The 23,488-nt window shown below is 68.7% G+C and carries 31 protein-coding genes and 2 pseudogenes; 24 read left to right on the top strand and 9 right to left on the bottom strand.

Annotated elements, in window-relative coordinates; all coding sequences use genetic code 11:
* The first annotated feature begins 50 nt into the window (after positions 1 to 50).
* From ppc to LPA44_RS04975, 4 genes are read left to right on the top strand one after another with little or no spacing between them, the layout of a single operon-like run.
* Positions 51 to 2,732 carry a phosphoenolpyruvate carboxylase gene (gene ppc, locus LPA44_RS04960; protein ID WP_230888489.1) on the top strand — a complete coding sequence of 894 codons (2,682 nt, stop codon included), beginning with the start codon at positions 51 to 53 and terminating at the stop codon, positions 2,730 to 2,732.
* 60 nt (positions 2,733 to 2,792) lie between these two features.
* Positions 2,793 to 3,773 (top strand): ABC transporter ATP-binding protein, encoded by a 981-nt coding sequence (locus tag LPA44_RS04965; protein WP_230888490.1) that lies wholly within the window; start codon positions 2,793 to 2,795, stop codon positions 3,771 to 3,773.
* Positions 3,770 to 4,537, top strand: coding sequence for an ABC transporter permease (locus tag LPA44_RS04970; RefSeq protein ID WP_230888491.1), 768 nt, complete (start codon positions 3,770 to 3,772; stop codon positions 4,535 to 4,537). The genes LPA44_RS04965 and LPA44_RS04970 overlap by 4 nt, the downstream gene beginning before the upstream one ends.
* Positions 4,538 to 4,567: 30 nt before the next feature.
* The gene (locus tag LPA44_RS04975; RefSeq protein ID WP_230888492.1) at positions 4,568 to 5,038 is read left to right on the top strand and encodes a carotenoid biosynthesis protein; all 471 of its coding nucleotides are present in this window, start codon (positions 4,568 to 4,570) and stop codon (positions 5,036 to 5,038) included.
* A 15-nt stretch (positions 5,039 to 5,053) separates the two neighbouring features.
* On the opposite strand, the gene rtcA is transcribed toward LPA44_RS04975, so the two are convergent.
* Positions 5,054 to 6,073 carry an RNA 3'-terminal phosphate cyclase gene (gene rtcA / locus LPA44_RS04980; protein ID WP_230888493.1) on the bottom strand — a complete coding sequence of 340 codons (1,020 nt, stop codon included), beginning with the start codon at positions 6,071 to 6,073 and terminating at the stop codon, positions 5,054 to 5,056.
* 87 nt (positions 6,074 to 6,160) lie between these two features.
* Here rtcA and LPA44_RS04985 point away from each other — a divergent pair, with 87 nt between their 5' ends.
* Positions 6,161 to 6,718, top strand: coding sequence for a DUF1684 domain-containing protein (locus LPA44_RS04985; RefSeq protein ID WP_230888494.1), 558 nt, complete (start codon positions 6,161 to 6,163; stop codon positions 6,716 to 6,718).
* Between the two features lie 80 nt (positions 6,719 to 6,798).
* Here LPA44_RS04985 and LPA44_RS04990 read toward each other — a convergent pair whose 3' ends face one another.
* Positions 6,799 to 7,785, bottom strand: coding sequence for a transcription initiation factor IIB (locus LPA44_RS04990; protein ID WP_230888495.1), 987 nt, complete (start codon positions 7,783 to 7,785; stop codon positions 6,799 to 6,801).
* Between the two features lie 333 nt (positions 7,786 to 8,118).
* Here LPA44_RS04990 and LPA44_RS04995 point away from each other — a divergent pair, with 333 nt between their 5' ends.
* The 4 genes and pseudogenes from LPA44_RS04995 (at position 8,119) to LPA44_RS05010 (ending at position 10,631) form a co-directional block, all read left to right on the top strand.
* Complete coding sequence (locus tag LPA44_RS04995) at positions 8,119 to 8,703, top strand: HalX domain-containing protein (protein ID WP_230888496.1); 585 nt, start codon at positions 8,119 to 8,121, stop codon at positions 8,701 to 8,703.
* A gap of 570 nt (positions 8,704 to 9,273) precedes the next feature.
* Positions 9,274 to 9,510: pseudogene (locus tag LPA44_RS05000) on the top strand (histidine kinase dimerization/phospho-acceptor domain-containing protein); the annotation flags it as partial.
* Positions 9,511 to 9,737: 227 nt separating this feature from the next.
* Positions 9,738 to 10,058: a sensor histidine kinase gene (locus LPA44_RS05005; RefSeq protein WP_230888570.1), complete on the top strand. Its 321-nt coding sequence runs from the start codon at positions 9,738 to 9,740 to the stop codon at positions 10,056 to 10,058.
* Positions 10,059 to 10,103: 45 nt separating this feature from the next.
* Positions 10,104 to 10,631, top strand: coding sequence for a response regulator (locus LPA44_RS05010; RefSeq protein WP_230888497.1), 528 nt, complete (start codon positions 10,104 to 10,106; stop codon positions 10,629 to 10,631).
* On the opposite strand, the gene LPA44_RS05015 is transcribed toward LPA44_RS05010, so the two are convergent.
* Together LPA44_RS05015 and LPA44_RS05020 are read right to left on the bottom strand one after the other, a co-directional pair.
* Positions 10,632 to 11,063, bottom strand: coding sequence for a DUF7112 family protein (locus LPA44_RS05015; protein ID WP_230888498.1), 432 nt, complete (start codon positions 11,061 to 11,063; stop codon positions 10,632 to 10,634).
* Positions 11,064 to 11,101: 38 nt separating this feature from the next.
* Positions 11,102 to 11,398, bottom strand: coding sequence for a hypothetical protein (locus LPA44_RS05020; RefSeq protein ID WP_230888499.1), 297 nt, complete (start codon positions 11,396 to 11,398; stop codon positions 11,102 to 11,104).
* 229 nt (positions 11,399 to 11,627) lie between these two features.
* Here LPA44_RS05020 and LPA44_RS05025 point away from each other — a divergent pair, with 229 nt between their 5' ends.
* The gene (locus LPA44_RS05025; RefSeq protein ID WP_230888500.1) at positions 11,628 to 11,867 is read left to right on the top strand and encodes a hypothetical protein; all 240 of its coding nucleotides are present in this window, start codon (positions 11,628 to 11,630) and stop codon (positions 11,865 to 11,867) included.
* Here LPA44_RS05025 and LPA44_RS05030 read toward each other — a convergent pair.
* Positions 11,864 to 12,490, bottom strand: coding sequence for a cyclase family protein (locus LPA44_RS05030; RefSeq protein WP_230888501.1), 627 nt, complete (start codon positions 12,488 to 12,490; stop codon positions 11,864 to 11,866). The genes LPA44_RS05025 and LPA44_RS05030 overlap by 4 nt on opposite strands.
* Positions 12,491 to 12,584: 94 nt before the next feature.
* Between LPA44_RS05030 and LPA44_RS05035 the strand changes: the two genes are divergently transcribed.
* Complete coding sequence (locus LPA44_RS05035; RefSeq protein WP_230888502.1) at positions 12,585 to 12,887, top strand: hypothetical protein; 303 nt, start codon at positions 12,585 to 12,587, stop codon at positions 12,885 to 12,887.
* A gap of 1 nt (position 12,888) precedes the next feature.
* On the opposite strand, the gene LPA44_RS05040 is transcribed toward LPA44_RS05035, so the two are convergent.
* Together LPA44_RS05040 and LPA44_RS05045 are read right to left on the bottom strand one after the other, a co-directional pair.
* Positions 12,889 to 14,109 carry a metal-dependent hydrolase family protein gene (locus tag LPA44_RS05040; protein WP_230888503.1) on the bottom strand — a complete coding sequence of 407 codons (1,221 nt, stop codon included), beginning with the start codon at positions 14,107 to 14,109 and terminating at the stop codon, positions 12,889 to 12,891.
* Positions 14,110 to 14,151: 42 nt separating this feature from the next.
* A complete protein-coding gene (locus tag LPA44_RS05045; RefSeq protein ID WP_230888504.1) occupies positions 14,152 to 14,856 on the bottom strand; it encodes a DICT sensory domain-containing protein in 705 nt (234 codons plus the stop codon).
* Between the two features lie 75 nt (positions 14,857 to 14,931).
* On the opposite strand from LPA44_RS05045, the gene LPA44_RS18200 reads away from it, so the two are divergent.
* The 7 genes and pseudogenes from LPA44_RS18200 (at position 14,932) to LPA44_RS05075 (ending at position 18,735) form a co-directional block, all read left to right on the top strand.
* Positions 14,932 to 15,213, top strand: a complete 282-nt coding sequence (locus LPA44_RS18200; RefSeq protein ID WP_330166478.1) for a universal stress protein — start codon at positions 14,932 to 14,934, stop codon at positions 15,211 to 15,213.
* 37 nt (positions 15,214 to 15,250) lie between these two features.
* A pseudogene (locus tag LPA44_RS18205) lies at positions 15,251 to 15,406 on the top strand (universal stress protein); the annotation flags it as partial.
* 53 nt (positions 15,407 to 15,459) lie between these two features.
* Positions 15,460 to 15,714, top strand: a complete 255-nt coding sequence (locus LPA44_RS05055) for a hypothetical protein (RefSeq protein ID WP_230888505.1) — start codon at positions 15,460 to 15,462, stop codon at positions 15,712 to 15,714.
* Positions 15,715 to 15,749: 35 nt separating this feature from the next.
* A complete protein-coding gene (locus LPA44_RS05060) occupies positions 15,750 to 16,466 on the top strand; it encodes a GAF domain-containing protein (RefSeq protein ID WP_230888506.1) in 717 nt (238 codons plus the stop codon).
* Between the two features lie 80 nt (positions 16,467 to 16,546).
* A complete protein-coding gene (locus tag LPA44_RS05065) occupies positions 16,547 to 16,864 on the top strand; it encodes a PadR family transcriptional regulator (RefSeq protein ID WP_230888507.1) in 318 nt (105 codons plus the stop codon).
* Positions 16,865 to 17,584 carry a selenium cofactor biosynthesis protein YqeC gene (gene yqeC / locus LPA44_RS05070; RefSeq protein WP_230888508.1) on the top strand — a complete coding sequence of 240 codons (720 nt, stop codon included), beginning with the start codon at positions 16,865 to 16,867 and terminating at the stop codon, positions 17,582 to 17,584.
* A gap of 104 nt (positions 17,585 to 17,688) precedes the next feature.
* A complete protein-coding gene (locus tag LPA44_RS05075; RefSeq protein WP_230888509.1) occupies positions 17,689 to 18,735 on the top strand; it encodes a PAS domain-containing sensor histidine kinase in 1,047 nt (348 codons plus the stop codon).
* 16 nt (positions 18,736 to 18,751) lie between these two features.
* On the opposite strand, the gene mobA is transcribed toward LPA44_RS05075, so the two are convergent.
* On the bottom strand, positions 18,752 to 19,369 hold the full coding sequence (gene mobA, locus LPA44_RS05080) for a molybdenum cofactor guanylyltransferase (RefSeq protein ID WP_230888510.1): 618 nt from the start codon (positions 19,367 to 19,369) through the stop codon (positions 18,752 to 18,754).
* A 78-nt stretch (positions 19,370 to 19,447) separates the two neighbouring features.
* Between mobA and LPA44_RS05085 the strand changes: the two genes are divergently transcribed.
* The 6 genes from LPA44_RS05085 to LPA44_RS18050 all read left to right on the top strand — a co-directional run bounded on the left by LPA44_RS05085 (position 19,448) and on the right by LPA44_RS18050 (position 22,856).
* Positions 19,448 to 21,178: an aldehyde ferredoxin oxidoreductase family protein gene (locus LPA44_RS05085; RefSeq protein WP_230888511.1), complete on the top strand. Its 1,731-nt coding sequence runs from the start codon at positions 19,448 to 19,450 to the stop codon at positions 21,176 to 21,178.
* A complete protein-coding gene (locus LPA44_RS05090) occupies positions 21,175 to 21,876 on the top strand; it encodes a DUF7124 domain-containing protein (RefSeq protein WP_230888512.1) in 702 nt (233 codons plus the stop codon). The genes LPA44_RS05085 and LPA44_RS05090 overlap by 4 nt, the downstream gene beginning before the upstream one ends.
* A gap of 67 nt (positions 21,877 to 21,943) precedes the next feature.
* Positions 21,944 to 22,207 (top strand): hypothetical protein, encoded by a 264-nt coding sequence (locus LPA44_RS05095; RefSeq protein ID WP_230888513.1) that lies wholly within the window; start codon positions 21,944 to 21,946, stop codon positions 22,205 to 22,207.
* Positions 22,204 to 22,344, top strand: a complete 141-nt coding sequence (locus tag LPA44_RS05100) for a hypothetical protein (RefSeq protein WP_230888514.1) — start codon at positions 22,204 to 22,206, stop codon at positions 22,342 to 22,344. Before LPA44_RS05095 ends, LPA44_RS05100 begins: the two co-directional genes overlap by 4 nt.
* Entirely contained in the window at positions 22,344 to 22,685 is a 342-nt protein-coding gene (locus tag LPA44_RS05105; RefSeq protein ID WP_230888515.1) for a hypothetical protein, read from the top strand. The genes LPA44_RS05100 and LPA44_RS05105 overlap by 1 nt, the downstream gene beginning before the upstream one ends.
* A 42-nt stretch (positions 22,686 to 22,727) precedes the next feature.
* Positions 22,728 to 22,856, top strand: coding sequence for a hypothetical protein (locus tag LPA44_RS18050; protein ID WP_269069717.1), 129 nt, complete (start codon positions 22,728 to 22,730; stop codon positions 22,854 to 22,856).
* A 7-nt stretch (positions 22,857 to 22,863) separates the two neighbouring features.
* On the opposite strand, the gene LPA44_RS05110 is transcribed toward LPA44_RS18050, so the two are convergent.
* Entirely contained in the window at positions 22,864 to 23,487 is a 624-nt protein-coding gene (locus LPA44_RS05110) for a TorD/DmsD family molecular chaperone (protein ID WP_230888516.1), read from the bottom strand.
* Position 23,488 lies beyond the last annotated feature (1 nt).

Raw genomic sequence — 23,488 nt, forward strand, 5'->3', positions numbered from 1 at the left:
ATGTCGGGTCGACCCGTGTTTTGAAAACCCCACACGACCACCTGTGTGGTATGGATTTGCACAGTAGGAGCGTCCGCGAGGACGTCCGTGAACTCGGCGCCACGCTCGGCGACGCGATGCGCGCCCACGAGTCCCCGGCGGCCTACGACGCCGTCGAGGCCGCGCGCACGGCCGCCATCGACTACCGACGCGGCGACAGCGACGACCGCGACGCGCTCCGCGAGGTCGTCGCCGAAGCCGACGTGGACGGCTACGAGGACCTCGCGCGGGCGTTCGCTGGCTACTTCGAACTCGTGAACCTCGCAGAGGAGCGCGAGCGCGTCCGCGAACTCCGCCGCAGCGAGGCCGAGGGCACGCTCGCGGACAGCGTTCGCGGAGCAGTCGACGTGCTCGCCGACGCGGGCGCCAGCGCCGACGACGTCGCCGAGATTCTCGACGACGTCCACGTCGTCCCGACGTTCACCGCGCACCCGACCGAAGCGCGGCGGAAGACCGTCAAGGCGCACCTCAAGCGCATCCGCGAACTGCTCGAAGAACTCGACGAGCGCCGGCTCACGCCCCGCGAGCGCGAGCGGACGTGGCGCCGCATCGAGGCGAACGTCGAGTCGCTGTGGACGACGCGGCGCGTGCGCGAGCGCCAGCCGACGCCGTTCGACGAGGCGCGCGACGTCCAGTTCTACCTCGCGAACGCCGTCTACGACGTCGTGCCGGAGGTGTACGCGGACCTCGACGACGCGCTCGCCGAGCGCTACGACGACCCACCCGAAATTCCGGAGGTGCTGGCGTTCCGGTCGTGGGCTGGCTCGGACCGCGACGGCAACCCCTACGTCACCACCGAGACCACCGAGCGCGTGCTCGACCGGCAGCGCCGGCTCGTCACGGAGCGCTACCTCGACGACCTCGATGACCTGCTCGGCGCGCTCTCGATGGACGGCACGCGCGTGGACAGCGAGGCGGCCGCGGACCTCCTTGACGAGGCCAGCGAGGACGTGCCCCGAGTCGTCGAGCAGGTCGCCGAGCGTTATCCGGACGAACTGTTCCGGCAGGTCGTCGCCGTCGTGCGGGAGCGCGTCGACCGCGTGACCGACGTCCAGCCGGGCGGCTACGCGGACGCCGAGAGCCTGCTCGAGGACGTTCGCGCGCTCGAAACCGGCCTGCGGGAGGGCGGGCTCGGGAAGGTCGCCGACGAGCACGTCGCGCCGTTCGTGCGGCGCGTGGAGACGTTCGGCTTCCACCTCGCAGCCCTGGACCTCCGCGACCACCGCGAGAAGCACACGCACGCGGTCGGCGAGGCGCTCGACCGCGAGGGCATCGACTACGCGGGGATGAGCGAGGACGAGCGCGTGGAGTTCCTCACGGAAGCAGTTCTGCAGGACGACCCCGTGGTGGACCTCGAAGACACGGAGAGCGTCGACGACGAGACGGCGCGCGTGCTCGGGCGCTTCGACGCGCTCGCGGACTGGCACCGCGAGTACGGCCCGGACGCAATCGACGCGTACTGCATCAGCATGACCGAGGAACCTAGTCACGTGCTGGAGGTCGTCTTCCTCGCGGACCAGGCAGGCGTGATCTCGCTGCCCGACCACGCCGGCCTCGACGTTGTCCCCCTCCTGGAGACGCGGTCTGCGCTGTCGAACGCCCGCGACATCCTGGGGACGCTGTTCGAGAACGAGGCGTACGGCGCGCTCGTGGACGCTCGCGACAGCACCCAGGAGATTATGCTGGGGTACTCCGACTCCAACAAGGAGAACGGCTTCCTCGCGGCGAACTGGCAACTCGACCGCGCGCAGCGCCGGCTCGCCGCCATCTGCGACGACCACGACGTCGACGTGCGCTTCTTCCACGGCCGGGGCGGCTCCATCTCGCGGGGCGGCGGCCCGATGAACGAGGCGCTGCTCGCGCTCCCCAAGGAGACGGTGACGGGCGACGTGAAGTTCACCCAGCAGGGCGAGTCCATCGCGGAGACGTACGGCAACCCCCGCATCGCGGAGCGCGAAGTCGAACAGATGCTGAACGCCCAAGTGCGCGCGCGCCACGCCGCCATCGCCGAGGACGACCCGGACGTCCCCGACGAGTGGGTCGACGCGATGGAGGAGATGGCCGAGACGGCCCGTGAGGCGTACCGCGACCTCCTCGACTCGGAAGGGTTCGTCTCGTACTTCGAGGCGATAACGCCCATCGACGTCGTCGAAGACCTCAACCTTGGGTCGCGGCCCGCCTCCCGGACGGGCGAGCGCGCGGTCGAGGACCTGCGGGCGATTCCGTGGGTGTTCTCGTGGACGCAGACGCGGTGTGTCATCCCCGGCTGGTACGGCCTCGGCACGGGGCTGGCGGCCTGCGAGGACGACGACCTCCTCGAAGAAATGTACGAGGAGTGGCCGTTCTTCCGAACGACGCTCGACAACGCGGCGCTCGCGATCGCGCGCAGCGAACCCGAAATCACTCACGAGTACGCCGCGCTCGCGCCCGACGACCTCCGCGAGCGCTTCCAGCCGCGCATCGACGACGAGTACGAACAGGCCCGCGACGAGGTGCTAGCGGTGACGGGCCGCGACGACCTCGTGGACCGCGCGTGGCTCCGCGAGAGCCTCGACCGCCGCAACCCCTACGTCGACCCCCTGAACTTCCTGCAAGTGGAACTCTTGGACCGCAAACACCGGAGTCCCAGCGCCGAGCGCGCGCTCCGACTCTCCGTAATGGGCGTCGCCGCGGGCATGCAGAACACGGGCTGACCCAGAACCGGCCGCCGACTTCCGTGGCCTTAACCGCGTCACGCGACTTCCGTATTTTAAATGCCGCCAGCGATACGCACCGACGACCTCGTCAAGGAGTACGGGGACGTCCGCGCGCTCAACGGCCTCTCGCTGTCCGTCCCCGAGGGTTCGTTCTTCGGGTTGCTCGGACCGAACGGCGCGGGGAAGACGACGTTCATCAACACGCTCGTCGGGCTCGCCCGCAAGACCAGTGGCACCGCCGAAGTGTTCGGCCACGACGTCGAGGACGACTACCGGGAAGCCCGGGACGCCATCGGGCTCGCGCCCCAGGAGTACAACGTCGACCGCTTCTTCCCGATTCGAGAGGTGCTGATGCACAAGGCCGGCTACCACGGCGTCTCTGACGAGGAAGCCGCCGAGCGCGCCGCCGAAGCCCTCGAAACCGTCGGATTGGGTGGGAAGGCCGAGACGCGCTTCGACTGGCTCTCCGGCGGGATGAAGCGCCGGTTCATGCTCGCGCGAGCGATGGTCACCGACCCCGACCTCCTCATCCTCGACGAACCCACCGCGGGGGTGGACGTCGAATTGCGCCACGACCTCTGGGAGGTGATCCGCGGGCTCAACGACGACGGCACCACCATCCTCCTCACCACTCACTACATCGAGGAAGCCGAGCGCCTCTGCGACGAGGTCGCCATCATCGACTCCGGGCAGAAAGTGACCGTCGCGACGCCCGACGACCTCACCGAGCGCGGCACCGACGAGGTGACGCTCACGCTCGACGCCGCGCCCGCGGCGACACCGACCATCGACGACGACCGCGTCGATAGGGTGACCGTCGACGGGAGCACGCTGACGCTGCGCGCGAGCAGCGGGAGCGAGGTCGTCCCGGTCGCCGTCCGCCAACTCGAGGCCGCAGGCCACCGCGTCCTCGACGTCGACGTCGCGCGCACCAGCCTCGAAGACGTCTTCGTGGACATCACCCGCACCGGCGGCGACGCCACGGACGGCAGCAGCGGCGACCACGAGGACAGCGAGACACAAGAGGTGGCGCCGTGAATCTCTCGACGGGACTGAAGGCGCTGACGCGCCGCGAGATTCTGCGATTCGTCCGCCGGCCGTACAACACGTTCCTGCCGCCGCTCATCACGAACGTGCTCTACTTCAGCGTGTTCGGCGTCATCCTCGGCGCGCGCATCAGCGACATCGGCGGCGTCCCCTACATCCAATTCATCCTCCCCGGGCTGGCCGTGCTGGGCGCGGTCTCGAACGCCTTCGAGAACGCTTCGTTCTCCATCTTCCACGGGCGCTGGAACGAGTACATTCACGAAGCGCTCACTAGCCCGATGGCGTACTGGGAGATGGTCGTCGCGTATGTCGTCTCCTCGGCGCTCCGTGGCGTGCTCATCGGCATCCTCATCGCCGTCATCGGCGCGCTGTTCACGCCCGTACGAACGCTCGCCCACCCGTTCTACGCGGTGGCGTTCCTCGGGGTCATCACCACGCTGTTCGCGGCGTTCGGCGTCATCGGCGGGCTCGTCGCGGAGGACTTCGACCACCTCACGGTGCTCAACCAGTTCATCCTCCGGCCGCTGGTGTTCTTCGGCGGCGTCTTCTACAGCCTCGACGCCCTCGACGGGCTCGCGCGCACCGCGAGCTACCTGAACCCGATGGTGTACATGGTCAACGGCGTGCGCTACGGCATCATCGGCGTCTCTGACATCGAACCCGACACCGCGCTCGTCGTGCTGTCGGCGCTCACCGTGGTCGTGCTCGCTATCGACGTCTGGCTGTTCCAGCGCGGCTACGGCCTCACCGACTAACTTTTTCCGACCCGCGTTCTCGCTTGCTGCATGCCGAGCAATCGCGCGTTCGCCGCCAGCGTCGCTGCCGTCGGCCTCGTCGCACTCGCGCACGCCGTGCTGACGTGGCCGCCGGTCGCCGTGCTCGCGTTCTTCGGCGGCGGCGCTGCCGTCTCGTTCGTCGCGGAAGCAGTCGTCATCAATCTGGGCTGGCTCGAACACCACGTCGGCCCGAAAGTCCTCGGCGTCCCGGTCTACGTGCTGTTCGGGTGGACGGGCGCGGTCTACGTCGCGTTCCGCGCGGCGCTCCTCGTCACCGAGGGCTGGCTGGCGGTCGCGCTCGCGGCCGTACTCGCAACTGGTTACGACGTGCTCGTCGACCACCGCGGCGTCGTGGACGGCCGCTGGACGTACACCGACGACCTCCCCGGGCCGCGCGTCCGCGGGGTGCCGTGGTGGAACTTCGCCGGCTGGCTCGCCATCAGCGCCGTGACTGCCGGTCTCGCGATACTCGTCCTGTAGAAAAGCGAATCGCGGTTACGCCGACAGCAGGACCGTGTCGCCGTCTTCCTCGACGTCGACCTCGTAGCCGAACTCCGCGAGGAGGTCGATGCAGGTCTCGACGTGCGTCGTCACTTCGGGCGCGCGGACCTCGCCGCCCGCGAGCGCGATGAACGGGAGCAGCTGGTCGGCGAGATACTCGTCGACGGCAGCGTCGCCGTCCTCGAACGCCTCGAAGCGCTCAACGGCCTTCTCGCCGACTGTCTCGGGTTCGACGCCCATCTCGCCGAGCTCCGCGAAGCCAGCGCGGGAGTGCTCGTACTCCGCCGCGAGCACGAACGCCGACCCCGAGCAGTCCGCCTCGACGTACTCGGTCTCGACGTCGGCCGCATCGGGTGCAGGTTCGGCCTGGCGCTCCGCGACGTCGTCCTCGGCCTCGGACTCCTCGGCGACGGAGTACGCGGTCAGCGACTCGCGCTCGCCGCGTTCGGTGACGTCGAGCGCGTCAAGCGTGGACGGCTCGATGGTCAGCGTCGCCTTCCCGCCGCCGCGCGGGTAGAAGCCACGGCGGTTCAGGGTGACGTCAGCGTCGAGGCCGTGCTCCTGCAGGACGGGGAGTTTGACGTGCTGGAAGTAGTCGAACGGCGGCGCCCACTTCGCGTCGGTGCCGCCCTCCAGTCGCGCGGTGAAGGATTCGTCGAGCGCGATGGCGACCGGGAGCAGCGCGTCGAACACCAGCGGGACGCTGCCCGCGGTGCCGACCTCGACAGAGACGCTGCCGCCGAGAATCCCCTGGTCCGCCGGGTCGGCGTCCTCGTCGATGTCCTCGTTCGGCTCGAACGTGAACGACTCCGACCCCACTTCGACGCCCCCCGTCTCGGCGTTGCAGACGGCCGCGACTGCTTCGATTGCCGCGCAGTGCTGGGCCTGCAAGCCCGGGTTCGCGCGAGCGCGCCGGACGTGTCGCATCCGGAACGGTTCGCCTGTGACCGCGGACAGCGCGAGCGCGGTGCGGACCAACTGGCCGCCGCCCTCGCCCCCGTCGAGAATGTTCATACCGGTACGAGACGTTCGGAGGTGAAAAGGGATTCGTCACCTCGCGGAGTCGCCACAGTTACCACGCTCCCAGCCACACCACCAGCCATGACCGACGAGCCCGCGTTCGACGAGGCGGCGTGGCGCGAGCGTGTCCGCGAGCACCGCGCCGAGAAAGACGAGTTCTTCGCGGAGCACCCACAGTCCCCGATTCCAGTCGGCGACCGCGAGGACTTCGACGGGCTGTCGTACTTCGAGCCCGACCCCGACTACCGCGTCGTCGCACGCTTCGGACGCGCGCAGACCCCCGAGCCGGTCTCGCTGGAGACCACGCAGGGCCCGCCCGCGGAGTACGACCGCGTCGGCGTGCTCGGGTTCACGCTCGACGGCGAGCACCGCACCCTCGAAGCGTTCCGCGTGGAGGGCGAGGACTCGCTGTTCGTCCCGTTCGCCGATGAGACGAACGGCGACGAGACGTACCACCGCGGCCGCTACCTCGACGTGGACGCCGCGGACGCCGAACAGGGCGACGACGTCGTCGTGGACTTCAACCTCGCGTACAACCCCTTCTGCGCGTACGCCGACCAGTTCTCGTGTGCGCTCCCGCCCGCCGAGAACCGTCTCGACGTGGCGGTTCGAGCCGGCGAGAGAGCCTACGACGCGTAATCGGCGAGCCGCCGGCTACGCGGCGTGAAGAACAGAAAAACCGTCAGCAGTGACGCCACCAGTGACCGCAGTCGGCCGCGTTAGGCCGCGACTTCCGTCGCTTCCAGGAGCTCCTGGTAGCGGTTCCGGATGGTGACCTCGCTGACGTCCGTGACCTCGCTGACCTCGCTCTGGGTCACCTTGTGGTTGGTGAGCAGGCTCGAGGCATAGATCGCGGCGGCCGCGAGGCCGACCGGCGACTTCCCGCTCGTGACGCCGTCCTCTTTGGCGTTGTCGAGCAGTTCGCGGGCGCGGCGCTCGACCTCGTCCGGAAGGTCGAGTTCGGAGGCGAACCGCGGGACGTAGCTGGCGGGGTCGGCGGGCGCGACTTCGAGGCCGAGTTCGCGGACGATGTAGCGGTACGTTCGTTTGAACTCCATCGCGTCGATGCGGCTGACGTTGGCCACTTCGTCGATGGAGCGCGGTGTCTGCATCTGCCGGGCTGCAGCGTACAGCGCGCTCGTCGCGACGCCTTCGATGGAGCGGCCGGGGAGCAGGTCTTCGCTGAGGGCGCGGCGATAGATGACCGAGGCGGTCTCTCGGACCTCCTTCGGGAGGCCGAGCGCGGAGGCCATCCGTTCGATTTCGCCGAGCGCCTGCTTGAGGTTGCGCTCCTTGCTGTTGCGGGTGCGGAAGCGCTCGTTCCACTTGCGGAGCCGCTGCATCTTCTGACGCTGGCTGCTGGACAGGGAGTTACCGTAGGCGTCTTTGTCCTGCCAGCCGATGTTCGTCGACAGCCCCTTGTCGTGCATCATGTTCGTGGTCGGGGCGCCGACGCGGCTCTTGTTGTCCTTCTCGGTGGAGTTGAACGCGCGCCACTCGGGGCCGCGGTCGATGCTGTCCTCCTCGATGACGAGGCCACAGTCCGCACAGATGGACTCGCCGTGTTCCTCGTCGTTGACGACGCGGCCGCCACACTCGGGGCAGCTGAGCCGCTCGTCGGAGGACTCTACCTCTACCTCGGACTCGGATTCGTTCTCGTTCTGCTGTCGGTCACTGGAGTACGTACGGATTGTGGTGTCACTCATGATGGTGGAAACGTCGGGTGGAGGGCGCACGAGGCTGCCCGACTCGTTGTACTCAGTAGTAGGAGCGATAAGTACTTAAACCTTTTGCAGTTTTGCACATCGTTGACACACTCTCTTTCGGCCACAGAGACGAAAAGAAGCGAGAATAGCCGACTTTTGGGGAAACCTAACGATTCGGCCACGATAACCGAAGGGTAGGGGGGATACTGAAAGGTGTTTCGGTGGTAGTCAGTACCACGACCGGTGCCGTCGGGGTATTTTGAGGGGAAAGTGCCGACTGGAGAAACCTTTAACCCGGGTGACTATCGATACAGCACAGACCGACTCCCACGCATGACAGACGAAGGGGCACGCGTACTCGTGGTCGACGACGACGAAGCGCTCACCGACGTGTACGCCGAGTGGCTCTCCGAGCGGTACGCCGTCCAGACCGCGACCACCGGCGAAGCCGCCCTGCGCGACCTCGACGACGGCGTCGACGTCGTACTCCTCGACCGTCGGATGCCGGGGCTCTCCGGCGAGGACGTCCTCGACCGCATCCGCCACGCGGAGTACAACTGCCGCGTCGCGATGGTCACGGGCGTGCGCCCGAACACCGATGTCGTCGAATTGGGCTTCGACGAGTACCTCCTCAAGCCCGTCGACCGCGACGACCTCCACGACGTCGTCGACACCCTCCTCGACCGCTCCGCGTACGACGACCGCCTCCAGGAGCTGTACGCCCTCGCCTCGAAGCGCGCGCTGCTCGAATCCGAAGCCGAGGACGGCGACCTCGAACTCGACGAGTCCTACCAGGAGCTCGTCGCTCGCATCCAGGAGCTCCGGGACCGCATCGACGACACGATGGACGGCTTCGGGTTCGACGACTTCCGCGTCGCGTTCCGCGACGTCCCCGACCGGAACACGGGCAGCGACTGACCAGATGTCGCCGGAGCGCCCTCTCGTCGGTACCGTGACGCGAGCCGTCCAGCGAGCCGACATGTCCCCGCCCTCCGAAGTGGCGTCTTCGACGCCGTCGTCGACGTCGGCCACGAGTTCGCCTGTTTCTGTGGCACCGACGGTGGCTCCGTGACTGTAAGCCAGGCCGCAGTCGAACCGCCCGACCCACAGACCGTCACGCCGACGTTTCGGGGCGCAGCGAGCGGCCCGACCCCGTCCGGGTCCGACGAGGGAGGCGGCGTGTCCGAGCCACTCGACGACGCACACGCACCGACGGCGGACGAACACACCGTGACGAGGGTCGCGTACGACGACGCGTACGCCGCCGCAGTCCCCGTCGTGGACGCCGGCGACTACTACGGGACGCTCGCGTTCGGGCCGGACAGGCGTGCCGACACCGACGCCGAGCGCGAGCGCCTCGCCACCGTCGGCAGAGTCGTCGGCCAGGGGTTCACGCGGCTGGACGCCATCTGGGAGCGTGACCGGCTGCGGGACTCCCTCCAGACCGAGCGCCGGCAGTTCGAGAAACTCCACAGCGTCGCCGCCGGGATGGTCGGCTGCGAGGACGCCACGAGCATCGACTACGAGGGCGACGTGGCGGTGCTCGCCTCGATTCGGGACATCACCGAGCGCAAGGCCCGCGAGCGCGAACTCGAACGGCAGAACGAGCGCTTGGACGAGTTCGCGAGCGTCGTCAGCCACGACCTCCGTAGCCCCATCAACGTCGCGCGCGGGAGTCTCGACCTCGCGACGGACACCGGCGACCACGACCACCTCGACCGCGCCATCAGCGCCCTCGACCGCATGGAGAGCCTCGTCGAGGACGTGCTGGAACTCGCCCGGCAGGGCCGGCTCGCGGACGAAACCGAGCGCGTCGCGCTTGCCGACGTCGCGATGGACGCGTGGGACTGCGTCGGCGCAGGAGACGCGACGCTCGCGGTCGAAACCGACGACAGCGTGGAAGCGGACGCCTCGCGGCTCCAAGAGTTGTTCGAGAACCTCTTCCGAATGCTGTGGAACACGGCTCCACGAACCCTCGTTCGCACGCTCACGAGGACTCTGTCGAGCACGCCGGGGACGGCGTCTCAGTTACAGTCACGTCGCACGCGGACGGCTTCGCCGTCACCGACGACGGCCCGGGACTGCCCGAGGACAGCCACGACGAGGTGTTCGAGCGCGGGTACACGTCCGTGGACGGCGGCACCGGGTTCGGGCTCGCAATCGTGGAACGCATCGCCGACGCCCATGGCTGGACCGTCGACGCCGTTCCGCCCGACGAGGGCGAGTCGGACCGCGGTGCTCGGTTCGAAGTCACCGGCTGTCGTGGTGAGTAGGACAACACTTACAGCACCTGACGTTGGCTGTCAGTACGACTAGCCATGAGCCGGGGGCGTGACGACGTGACTGTGCTCGCCGTCGACGACCTACAGGACTACCTCGACGTCTACGAGCACCGACTCGGCGACCGGTACGACGTGCGGACGGCCAACGGCGGCGAGGCGGCGCTCGACGCGCTCTCGTCGGACGTGGACGTCGTGCTCCTCGACAGAGACATGCCCGACGTCTCGGGCGACGACGTGCTGGCGGCGATTCGGGACGCTGACTACGACTGCCGGGTGGCGATGGTGACGGCGAACGAGCCAGACGAGGATATTGTCGGACTCGGCTACGACGCCTACCTCAGAAAACCCGTCTCGGCGGACGACCTGACCGACGTCGTCGAGCGCTTGCGCTCGTTGTCGGCGTACGTCGACGCCGTCGAAGCGTTCCACGAGGCCAGCGAGCGCCGCGCGGCCGGCGAGCACGCCGACGCCGAGCGCGTGCGCGAACTCCGCGAGCGCGCCGACGACATCGCGGACGGCTTCGACGCGCGGGACTACCGCATCGTCTTCCGCGACCTGGAGTGACTACTCGTCGAGGGAGTCGGCGATGGCCGAGAGGCTCGAATCCGGCGGCTGGGTCGCGGCGTACGTCGCGGACTCGCCGGGGACGCGGACGCCGTACTTGAAGCCGGGTTCGACGACGTCGACGTGCACAGAGCGCCCAGCCTCCAGCGGGCCGTCGTCGAGCCACTCCGCGAGGTGGTTGGTGGCGCTCCCGGGGTCGCGGGCGAGCGACGGCGTGTCGTACGCGCCGCGAATCACGGGCGTGCCGTCGTCGTGGTGGCGGAGTTGCGCGTGGTACTCGTCACCGTCGAGAACGATACGGACGACCTCGCCCGCAGGGAAGTCGTCGGCTGCGTCCGCGGGCAGGCGGAGTTCGTGGCGGCGCGTCCCTCCGGCGCGGGCGACCGTCCCGGTCACCGTCTCGACGGTCTCCTCGGAGACGTAGTCGGGCATACGCGAACGGACGGCGTTCGCGCCTAAAAGCCGGCCGGTTACTCGTAGTCGTAGCGGCGCTGCTGGATGGCCCCGAAAAGCCTGATAACGCCGCCGAGCAGCGCGCTACAGGCGGCGAAGATGATGGTGAACCAGATGGCAATCGAGAGCAGTATCTCGACGTTCGGGCCGCTGGCCACCCGCCGCGCGAGCACACCGCCAGCGAGCACGACGGCGTAGAACGCCGCGACTTTGAGCGGGAGGGCGTTCTGATCGACGAATCGCCCAACCCCCTCCGTCCCCGTGCCGGCCGCCGTACCGTGGGCTCCGCGGTTCTCGGAGTCGAAGCGAGACATCGTGTATCCGGTCGTGAGTGGCGACTCGCGGAAGAGGGTTGGGTCGAGTTGTGCGCGACCATCCCGTTACAAACTACAGCCGAACGGCCACCGAAACGAACCGTCGAGCGAACCGCCGCGTTGCGCGAGCGCGGCTACGAAGCCTGATAGGTCGCTTTGCGGGGATGCCGTCGCGGTCGGCGAACGCGCAAAGCGTGGGCTTTTGGTCACCGCTCGCGAACCACCGACTATGGACGCGCCGATACCGACGCCGACCGACGACGCCGGCGGGAGCCGGCGGTACGCGTTCCTCGCCATCCTCCCGTTCCTCCTGCTCGGCATCGCGGACGTCGTCCTCCTGCTCGTCTGGGGGTTGAACCCGCTGTGGGGGTTCGTCATCCTCCCGCCGATTCTGTTCATCAGCGTGCTCGGCTGGATCGCGTTCAAGTCCGGGTTCGTCGAGGACCGCGGCGCCGCCGACCAGGCCTAGTCGTCGGCGACCGCTCGCACGGGCGCGCCGTCCGCGTCCACGGGCAGCGGGTACGCACGAATCGTACACCGCTGTGGGAGCGCGTCGAGGTTCCGTAAATTCTCCAGAATCAGTCGCCCGTCGCCGAGCAGCGCATGGTGAGCCGGATAACCCGTCGGCTCGTCGTCCGTCGCGCGCTCGGAGGGCGACGGGTCGACGCTCGGCGCGTCGAGGCCGACGTGACAGCCGAGGTCCGCACAGCGCGCTGCCGCGCTCGTAGTGAGGTAGGGGTGGTCGAAGTAGCGCTGGTCGCCCCAGTGCTCGCTCCAGCCGGTGTGGAAGACGACGAGGTTAGCGTCGGTGTCGGGGACGCGGTCGGCGGGAATCTGTTCGCGCGAACCGAACGCCGTGCAGTCCATGATTCGCGCGTCGAACGCGAACGTCTCGACGTCGTACGCGCCGAGCGTCGCGCCGTCGGCGAGCAGGTGCGCGGGCGCGTCGACGTGCGTTCCCGAGTGCGTCGAGCACGCGACTTCGGCGACCCGGTAGCCATCCTCGTCGAAGGTCGCGTGCGGCGTCACGCCCGCCTGCGGGTCGCCGGGGTACGGCAGCCCGGATCCGATTTCGTGCGTGAGGTCCCACATGGCGACGGCTACCACCGCCGCGGGGTAAACGTTCGCGGTCGTGCGTTCGTGTAAAATCAGTAAACATTAAGCCCGCCCTCGGGCAGTACGACGTATGGGACTGGTCGCCGGCGCGATCTACGGCGCTCTCGGGGTCGTGCTCGTCGGCGCAGGACTGGTGCTGCGCCGCCAGGAGTCGATGGACGACGTCCCGCTGTACGACCCCGACGCCGCCGAGGACCCCGCCGCGCTCGCGCGCCTGCTCGGGCTGTCGCTGGCCGTCTTCGGCCTCGTCACGCTCGCGTTCGGCGTCGCAGAGACGTTCGACCGCGCGACCGGCGTCGTCGTGGGCGGCTACGCGCTCGTCGTGCTGTTCGTCGCGCTCGTGACCGCCGTGCGCTCGCGGCGCTACGAGTGACTCAGACGTCCAGCCGCCGGCCGTCCACGTAGGTCTCCTCGACGCGCCGCACCGCCGAGATGTCTGCCAGCGGGTCGTCCGCGAGGACCGCGAAGTCCGCGCGAGCACCCTCCGTCAGCGTCCCGACGTCGTTCCGCGGGAGGGTGCGCGCGGCGACCCGCGTCCCGGCCTGGATGGCGTCCATCTCCGAAAACCCGATTTCGTCCACGAGCAGCTCCATCTCCAGGACGTTCTCGCCGTGCGGGACCAACTTCGGCCCCATGAAGTCCGTGCCGGCGGCGATGGCGGCGTTCGCCTCGTACGCGCGCTCGACGGCTTCGACGTGGGGGTCGCGTGCTTTGCGAGCCTTCTCCAGCGCCCACTCGGGGACGCCGTGGTCGTCGCCGCGCTCGGTGAGGCGGTACATAATCGAGAGCGTCGGGACGAACGTCCCGCCGCACTCCTTCAGGAGGCTGACGCAGTCGTCGTCCAGGTAGAAGCCGTGCTCGATGGTCGTCGCGCCGTTCCGCAACGCGGCCCTGATGCCCGCGCTGCCCTGCGCGTGGGCGGCGACGTCGACGCCGGCGCGGTCGGCCTCCCGCGTCATCGCCGTGATTTCGTCGTCCGTGAATTGGCGGCGGTCGGGTGCGTCGCGCTCGCTCAACACGCCGCCCGTGGTCATGATCTTCAGGCAATCGACGCCGTCCCGGACTCGCTTGCGGGCTTCCCGCCGGCACTCGTCGGCGCCGTCCGCGAGCGTGGACAGCGGCGTGCCGTCGGCGACCCACTCGTGGGGGAACCCATGGATGTCACCGTGGCCGGCGGTCTGGGAGATGGCGCGGCCACTCGTGAACACGCGCGGACCCGAAACCTCACCGTCTGCGACCGCGTCGCGGAGCCCGAGGCCGACCGTGCTCCCGAGATCGCGGACGCTCGTGAACCCCGCGTCGGCCAACTTCCGCAGGTCCGCGGTGGCGCGGGCGGCCGCCAGCGAAACAGGTGTGGTCGTCCAGTCGACGACGTCCATCGAGCGCGCGCCCTGGAGGTGGACGTGGGCATCGACGAACCCGGGGACGATTGTGCGGTCCGGGAACTCAACGTGCTCGGTGTCTGGCGGCGCGTCGACGGACTCGCGGGGACCGACCGCGGCGATGGTGCCGTCGTCCTCGACGACGAGGCGGGCGTCGTCCACGGCGTCGTCGCGTTGACCGTCGACGAGTCGTGCGACGTCGAACACTCGCATGGCCGGGCGTTCGCGCGCCACCGGGAAAGCGTTACCCTCCGTTCAGGCCGACCGACGCGCCGCGCCGAGCGCGTCCAGCGCGTCGTCGACGAGGCTCGTGTCGTACGTCCAGAAGCCGTAGAAGCCGTCGCTGTGTTCCTCCGCGAGCAGCGCGCACGCCTGCCGTGGGTCGTCGCCGCCGTCGAAGACCACGAACCACGACGACGTGACGTCCGGAATCGTGCTGCCGTGGAAGGTCACGTCGTCGGGCACGTCCACGGTGTCGTCGGGGACGCCGTAGACGTGGACGTCGAGGTCGGTGCTGGCGAGCCGTTCGTAGGTCCCGCGTTCGCCCGCGAAGTTCGACAACCGCTGGAAGCCCGCGAACAGCCGCCCGTCGCCCGTGCGCCACGCGCGGTCCTCGATTTCGCGGGAGGCTTCCAGCATCTGGCGGTGGTTGTACGACGTGAACGTGGTGCGGTCGAGGTGTGAGAGGAGGCGGCTGTACGCGGCGTCCTCACCGACCGAGCGCGGACTCCCGTGGGTCAGCGAACGTAGCGCGTCGATGCCGACCGCGGTGAGGAACTCACCGTCGTCGGACAGCACCGCGTGCTCGGGATCGCTGCCGGCGTCGGCTTCCTCGATGGCGACGTTCTGGGACGCGAAGTACTCCCGGAGTTCGGGCACGACGTTCGTCCCGGGTTCCGTGTACACCGTGAGCGTCTTCTCGCGCCCCCGGACCGTCGCGACCACCTCGCGGAGGCTCATACTCCGACCGTTCCACCCCTGGTATAAATGCGTTCGGCTGGTGTGTGCCAACCCGCGAGAGGGCCCGCGAGATTTATGGTGGGACGACGGCGGCGGTGGAACACGGAACGCGTCATCGCCGTCGTGGAAGCCTCCGACTCCGCGAGAGCCCTCGTCGAAGAAGCCGGCGAACTCGCCGCGGGCGTCGACGCGGAACTCCTCTTGGTCCACGTGACGACCGACGATGAGTACGCCGAGCGCCGCGAGTCGATGATGAGCGTCCCGAGCCTCGACGTCAACTACACCGTCGACGAGGCCCGCGACGGCGCCGAGAAGTTCGCGGACGTCGGTCGGCCGCGACGTCCTCGCCGACGTTGACGTCGACTACGAGCCGGTCGGGCGGCTCGGCGAGAAGGGCGACGAGATTCTGGCACTCGCCGAGGAGCGCAACGCCGACCACATCTTCCTCGCCGGCCGCAAGCGCTCTCCTGCTGGAAAAGCCATCTTCGGGGACGTCACGCAACGCATCATTCTCGAATTCGACGGCGCTGTCACCGTCGTCACGACGTGAATTGGACCCCGTCCGACGATAGTGTTATGTGGTAGCACGACCCACGAATCGGTATGCACGAGGCAGCGCCGGGCCGACCAGCGTGGAGCCGTCCCGCGGACGTCGCCATCCTGACGTTCCTCGCGGGCCGCAGCGCCGAGTACCCCGCCATCGTCGCGAACCGCATCGGGATGCACACGCCGTACGTCGAGACTCGCTTCGAGGCGCTCGCCGAGCGCGACCTCGTCGAACCCGTCTCCGGGGAGGTCGTCTACCGCATCACCGAACGCGGGGAGCGCGCGCTCGACGCCGGCGTCTTGCCAGAGTGAACGGCCATATACGTCCCCGCGCCGAACGTCACAGTATGAACCACGAGTCCTACCTCCGGGCCGTGGACCTCCCGGAGTACACCGACCACGCGACGAACGCCGCCGAACGCGGCGCGGCGCTCGTCGCCCGCCCGCCACACGCGACCGTCGACGCCGACACCGTCGAGGACTGCTACGTCTACCCCGTTCCCGAGCTCGGACCGGACGAGGCCTGCGGCGTGGGTCTCGCGGACGACCCGTACAATCTCGCGCCCATCTGCGGGCTGGAGTACGAGCCCGAACGCCTCCGCGACCACCCCAACACTGCGCGCCTAGTCGCGCTCAACGAGACGGTGCGCCGCCTCGCCGAGGAGACCAACCCCGACTGGCTCGGCGTCTACCGTCGCGCCACCAACCCGGACGGCGAGGAAGTGCTCGTCAAGGAGGCGTACGTCGGCGAGCACTCCCGCGCGGAGTTCCCGCTCACCGAGTCGTTCGCCGAGCGCTCGAACAACTCCACCGTCGGGCTCGCCGGCGAAGCCGTACTCGTCGAGGACGTCGGCGACTACGACGGCCCCTACTACGAGTGCGACGACAGCGTCCAGAGCGAGTTCTGCTGTCCAATCCTCGCAGACGGCGACGTCGTCGGCATCATCGACGCGGAAGCCCACGAACCGGACTTCTTCACGCCCGACCGCGTGCTCGCCATCGGCGGCGCGTGCGCTGCGCTCGCCGAATCGGACCTCCTGACACCGCCGCGCGTCGAGGCCTGATTCGGCCGCTCTCGCGGGTTTTCCGAGACGGCGTGGCCACCGAACTTAATACGATACCGGACCTCGCCTGAATCAGAACCATGGACGACCTCACCGGCTTCCAACGCGACCTCCTCGTCGTGACGGCGGGCCTCGAGGACCCCAACGGGCTCGACATCAAGGACGAACTCGAACAGTACTACGAGTCGGACATCAACCACGGCCGCCTCTACCCGAACCTCGACACGCTCGTCGAGAAGGGGCTCATCGAGAAGGGGCAGCACGACGAGCGCACCAACGAGTACGGGGTCACCCCGCGAGGGGACCGCGAACTCCGCGCGCGCCGCAAGTGGGAGAATCGCTACGTACAGGACGTCGTCAAGGAACTCGACGACGACCACCTGCTACTGGCAAACTGAATGGAGCTCGCTGACGCCGTCGACGCCGAGGGAGTCGTCTGCGCGGTCGGGGCGGGTGGGAAGAAGTCGCTCTTGTACGCGCTCGCCGGACGGGTCGACCGCGCGGTCGTCACCGCGACCGTCCGCATCCCGATTTTCGACGAACACGTCTCCCGGGTCGTCGTCACGGACGACCCGGCCACCGCCGTCCACGATACGACCGAGTGGCCGCTCGGCGTGGTCCCCGAGCGCGAGCGCGAGGACCGCTACCGCGGCTACGAACCGGAGCGAATCGCGAGCATCGCCGACGCCGGCGCGAACGCAGTCCTCGTGAAAGCCGACGGCGCGCGCACCCGCCGGCTGAAAGCACCGGGCGAGCACGAGCCACAGATTCCGGACTGCGCGGATGTCGTGGTGCCGATTGCGAGCGTGCGCGCGGTCGGCGAACCGCTCTCGGAAGCCGTCGCCCACCGCCCCGAGCGCGTCGCCGCCATCACGGACCTCGCGGGCGGCGACGAGATTCGCCCCGAGGACGTCGCACGCGTGCTCGCCCACCCGGAAGGTGGGATGAAAGACGTTCCCGGGGGCGCGACCGTGATTCCGCTCGTGAACATGGCCGACGACACTGCGCTCGTCCAGACCGCCACCGAAATCGCGGAGGGCGTCCACGACCGCGTGGACGTGCCCCGCGTTGTCGTCACGTCGCTGAAAGCCGACGAGCCGGTGAAGACCGTCGTCTAGCGGCCATCCGTCCGTTCTCGTCGCTCGTCTTCCAGGATAGTCTTACGTGCTAACAGTACGAATCCTGCACAATTATTTATGTGGCTGTCCGCCGTGTTGGTCGTATGGAAGGCGAAGCGCTTGACCAGCAGGCGGACTTCCGGTCGCTGGTCGACCACCTCGACGGCGTCGCGGTCTGGGTCGCGTCCGAACGAGGCGGGTTCGACTACATCAGCGACGGCTTCGAGGACGTGTGGGGAATCCCGCCCGAGGAAATCGAGAACGACCCCGAGCGCCTCGTCGATACGATTCACCCCGACGACCGCGAGCGCGTCCGCTCGAATTTCGAACAGTCCGACCCGGACGCAATCGAGGACACCTATCAGGGACGAATCGTTCGTCCGGACGGGTCGATTCGCTGGCTGCAGAACCGCCAGATTCCGATTCGTGACGACGACGGCAACGTCGTCAGGGTCGTCGGCATCTCGACGGACATCACCGAGCAGAAGCGCCGCGAGAACGAGCTCGACGCGCTCAATCGGATTCTCCGCCACGACATCCGCAACGACGTGAACGTCGTCGCCGGGTGGGCGGAACTACTCGAGCCCCACGTCACCGAGGAGGGACGCCCACACCTCGAGCGAATCGCCGACGCCGCCGAGCACGTCCTCGAACTCACGGAGATTGCCGGCGAGTACGCGAGAACAGTGACCGACGACCACGACCTCGAGACGAAGCCTGTTTCGCTGCGCGAGACGCTCCAGCGGGAAGTCGACGTCCGCCGCGAGTCCTACCCCGACGCCGAATTCGTCGTCGACGGGGAGATTCCGGACGTGGACGTGACGGCTAACGAGATGCTGGGGTCCGTGTTCCGGAACCTCCTGAACAACGCCGTACAGCACAACGACGAGGACGACCCCGTCGTCAAGATACGCTGCGAGACGGCCGCCGACGCCGTCCACGTGCACGTCGCGGACAACGTGCTGGGTATCCCCGACCACCAGAAGCAGGTGATCTTCGAGCAAGGTGAGAAGGGAGCCGGGGGTTCTGGCACGGGGATGGGACTACACCTCGTCCAAATACTGGTCGAACAGTACAACGGCGACGTCCGAGTCGCGGACAACGACCCGACTGGCAGCGACTTCTCCGTCACGCTCCCGAGAGCGACGTAATCCGGAATCCAAGGGATTACTTCGGGGCGAACCGCTCGGCCGCTTCCGCCACGGCTTCGCGGGTGTTGAGATTCTCGAAGGATTCGAGGTCGCCAGCCGCCGCCACGTCGCTCTCCGGCACCGCAACCCAGTCAAGCGTTTCGAGCGGCGCGAGAATCTTGCGGTCGCCGCGGTCGAGCGCGTCCACGCAGGCCGCGGCCATGGCGTCGGCGCGGTAGACTGCTTGCGTCGTCTGGTACCAGCCGTCGTCCATCTCGGGAACAGCCGCGTCGTGGCCGGCGGCGCGGTCGAAGAGGAGATCGATGACGGCCGGGTCGACGAACGGCATGTCGCAGGCGACGACGAGCGCGTACTCGCCGCTGGCTTCCCGGAGGCCCGCGGCAATGCCCGCCATCGGGCCCTCGTCGGGTTCCGGGTCCTCCGCAACCTTCACGGGGTTCGGGTAGCCGTCAAGGGCGTTGCGATGAGGGCCGCGCTGGTCGTCGCGGCAATTCACGACTAGTTCTTCGGTGACGTCGGCGAGGCGGTCGGCGACCCGGCGCAGCATCGGCGTCCCAGCGAGGTCGGCAAGCGCCTTGTCGCCGTCGCCGTAGCGGGTCGAGCGACCGCCCGCGAGTACGACTGCTGAGCGCACGAGGAAACGTCGGCGCGCCAGTCGCTTGAACGCTCCGGAGCGGCAACGCTTAACCCCGCGCGACCGTTGCCTTCGGGCATGGTCGGGGACCACGTGTTGCGCGTGCGGCTCGGCGAGGAGACCGTGTCGCGCGAGGAGATTCCGCCCGAGTGGCGACAGCGCTACGTCGGCGGGAAGGGCCTCGCCGCGCGCTACCTGCTCGCGGACACCGACGCGGGCGTCGACCCGCTCGGCCCCGAGAACCTGCTCGCGTTCGCAGTCGGTCCGCTCACCGGACGTGCACCCGGCGAACCCCGATTCTCGGTCGTGACGAAGTCCCCGCTCACGGACGCCTTTCTGGATTCCTACGCCGGCGGCGACTTCGCCGCGCGGCTCGCGGGCAGCCTTGACGACTGCCTGCTCGTTCTCGTCGAGGGCGAACGTGACGAACCGGGCGTGCTCGTCGTCGAGGACGGCACCGCGCACATCGAGGACGCCCCCGAACTCGCGGGCATGGATGCCGCCGAGACCGACGCCCAGTATCCGGACGCAGCGGTCGCGTGCGTCGGCCCCGCGGGCGAGCACGGCGTTCGGTTCGCGACGGTCGCGACGGACGGTGGCGACCACCACGCTGGCCGCGGCGGCGCGGGCACCGTGATGGGCGCGAAAGGACTGAAGGCCGTCGTCGCGCGCGGCGACGCGCCGGAGACGCCGTCGGAACTGGAAGCCGCGAACGAGGAGTTCGCGGACGCGGAAGTCGGGCGCTGGCAAGCCGCCAGCGAGACCCTCGAATCCGTTGACTTCGCGGACGAAGTCGGCGCGCTCCCGACGCGGGGCTGGCAGTTGGGGACGTTCGACGGTGCCGAGGACGTCGGCATCGAGGCCGTCCGCGAAGCCAGCGTCGGGCGAGAGCGACCCGGCGAGGCCGTACCGGGCGGATTCCGCGTGCCCGACGGCGACGGCGAAACTGTCCCACGGGGCGCGGCGTCCATCACGCTGGGTGCCGGGCTCGGCATCAGCGACTTCGACGCGGTCGCGGAACTCGGCGGGCTCTGCGACCGCCTCGGCGTGGACGTCATCAGCGCCGGGAGCGCGGTCGCGTTCGCCGCCCGGGCGAGCGAGCGCGGTTCCCTCGACAGGGACGTTGATTTCGGCGACCCCGAGGGCGCGCGGCGGCTCATCCGCGAAGTCGCCACCCGGGAAACGGCCCTCGGGGACGCGCTCGCCGACGGCGTCGTCGCAGCCGCCGACCGCCTCGGGTTCGACCAGTTGATACCCGCGGTGAAGGCGATGGAACTGCCGACGTACGACCCGCGAGCGGCCCCCGCGATGGCGCTGGCGTACGCGACCAGCGACCGCGGGGCGTGCCACCGGCGCGCCCGCCCCATCGAGGAGGCCGCGGTCGCCGCCGAATCGTGGAGCGATGCGGACCGCGTGCGTGCGGTCGTCAGCGAGCAGAACGCCCGCAGTGCGCGCTGGTGTCTGGTCGCCGACGACTTCGCGGGCGAAGCGGCACCCGAGCAGGGCGCGCGCTGGCTGCGCGCGGTCGGCGTGGACGCCACGGCGGAGTCGCTGGCCGACCTCGGCGAGCGCACGTGGAACCTCACGCGGCTGTTCAACGTCCGCGAGGGCCACGACCGACAGGACGACGCGCTCCCCGAAGCGATGACCGTGCCGCTGCCGGACGGCCCTGCGGAAGGCGCGGCCGTCGACCGGGAACAGTTCGACGCGATGCTGAACGCGTACTACGACGCTCGCGGCTGGTCGGCAGCGGGCGTCCCGACTGAGGAGACGCTGGACCGACTCGACTTGACGGAGGTTACACAGTGACAGAACGAATCGACCTAGACGACGTCGAGGTGGAGACCGAGGAAGACGAGGGCAACGACGGCGACTGGCTGTGGCGTGAGGACGCGTCCGACGACATCGACGGCGACGTCGGTGGCACGGCCCCCGACAGCAGCGGCGACGGCGGGACGGGAGCGTCCGCTGACGACGCTGCTGCGGAGTCGTCCGGCGACTCGCAGGGCGACCGCATCCCGCACGTTCCCTACGAGTCCTCGAACAGTCCCGCGGGCATCCCGAAGGAGCACGGTGGCTCAGGCGGCGGCGCAGGTCCCGCAGAGGACCGCGCGGAAGCGCCCGAGGCCAGCGGCCCGCACGGTGGGGGCGTCGACGAGATGGCGACTGCGTACACGTACGAGGCCGTCCAGCGCCTCGTCGACCCGCGCATCGCGCTCGCGGAGACTAACGAGTGGTCTGACTGGGTCGGTCTGGTGGGCGACGTGCCGGCGCACGCCATCAACTCGTTCCTGCGCGAGCACCAGCTCGACATCGACTTCTTCAACGGCTCCGGGGACGGCCCCGCCGAGCGGCTCGCGGCCATCGGCAAGCACTCGATGTTCTACTCCGAGCGGATGGTCGTCGTCGGCACCGAGGGCGAGGAATGGATTGCCGAGGAAGCCGGCTGGGAATTCGTGGACCTCGCCGACGCCGCGGAGAGCGCCGGCTGGGAACTCGACGACTGACGGCGGCGTCTCAGGGTGACGTTCCGCGGGGGAATGATTTTTTACGCGAGAGCCCATGCCCACGGACATGAGTCTCAGAGAGGCAATCGACCAGACCGGGTGGCTCCCCGTCGCGGTACTGCTGGTCCTTCTGTGGACTATCGTCACTGCGCTCAACGTAGTGAACCTCACGCAGGCGTACTCGGGCGTTGTCGGCCCCTACGTCGGGCAGACGTTCGTTGGCGGTGCACTCGGGCTGCTCGTGCTGCTCGGGTTCGCCGCGGGCGTCGTCTACGTCTACGGCGAGGCCGGCGAGAGCGAACCCACTCCCGAGTCGTTCCCGCCGCAATGATGTACGAATGCTCGCAGTGCGAGAACATGACCCGCATGCCGGGCTGCGAGACGAACGCCACGACCCGTCAGTGCCCCGTCTGTGAGGAAGTGACGACGTGGCAGGTCGCCTTCGAGGGCGAGGGGTTGAGCTTCTGATGCAGTTCGAAGCCAGCGACCGCCTGCTCGCGGCCGCCGACGAGTGGGCGGACAAGCGCATGACCGACCGAGAGGACGCGCTAGAGACGAAAGTCGAGCAGGCGCTCCTGGAGGTCGAACACCTCGTTTCCGGCGAGCAGGACGTCGAGTTCGACGTCGACGAGACCACCGTCACCTACGAGCCGACTGACGAACTCGCGGCGTTCCTCGACCAGCAGGCCGAAGCAGTAGGCGTCAAGCCCGCGGACGTGCTGGCGATGCACGCCGACCTGTTCGCGACGGTGTTCCTCGACAACTACGACCAGGAGGAGCGCCCGCCGAACGCGCCGCCGACGGAGTAGGCGACCACAACGTTTTCTACGCTCCTCCCTCTACGGCATAGCATGGCACACAAAGAGTCCGGCTGGAAACCGAAGGGCCGCGCGATGCAGTACAAAGGCGAGGACGTCACGGACCACGCCGTCGCCCCCGGCGAAATCAACGACGGCGAGCAGGAAGCCGACGACGAGTAAGTTTCTTTTAGGCGACGAGGTCGCGTTCGAACTCCACGAACCCGCGGAGCACGTGGACCGCGGCGAGGTAGAACGGCTCGTCGGTGGCTTCGACGACGTCGTCGAGGTACGCGTCCAGCCACGTCGAGAGGTGTTCGTCGAGGAACACCCGCTCGAAGCCGACGGCTTCCTCCTCGCCGGCCTGCTGGCGGCGCAACAGGTTCCGGAGGAACAGCAGTTCGACGCCGACGTAGTCGGCCTCCTCACTGATCGAGTCGGGCACCTTCCAGCCGCCGGCGCTGTAGCTGGCGTCGACTTCCGCCAGCCCCGATGAGAGGAAGTCGGTGTCCTCGCGGTAGTACGTCTCGTGGGGCTGGACGGGCGGCCGCGGCCCGACGAACAGCCGCGTGAACTCCTTGGCGAGGTCGTCGACGACCTCGTCGGTGTCGCGGCCCTCGTTCTCCTCTACGAATTCGTGGAGGTACTCGAAGCCCGTGTCGAGGTCGTCATTGATGGAGTCGGCGGGCGTGTCGAGGCCGCCGTCGAGGAGTCGTTCGATGAACGCCTTCTCGGGGGTGTCGTAGAGTGCGTCGACAAGGTAGTCGACGAGTTCGAGTCGTGCGTCGTAGAGTGCCTGCTGGTCCAAGCTCATG

The organism is Halobacterium sp. KA-4, assembly GCF_021028995.1.
Taxonomy (GTDB): Archaea; Halobacteriota; Halobacteria; order Halobacteriales; family Halobacteriaceae; genus Halobacterium.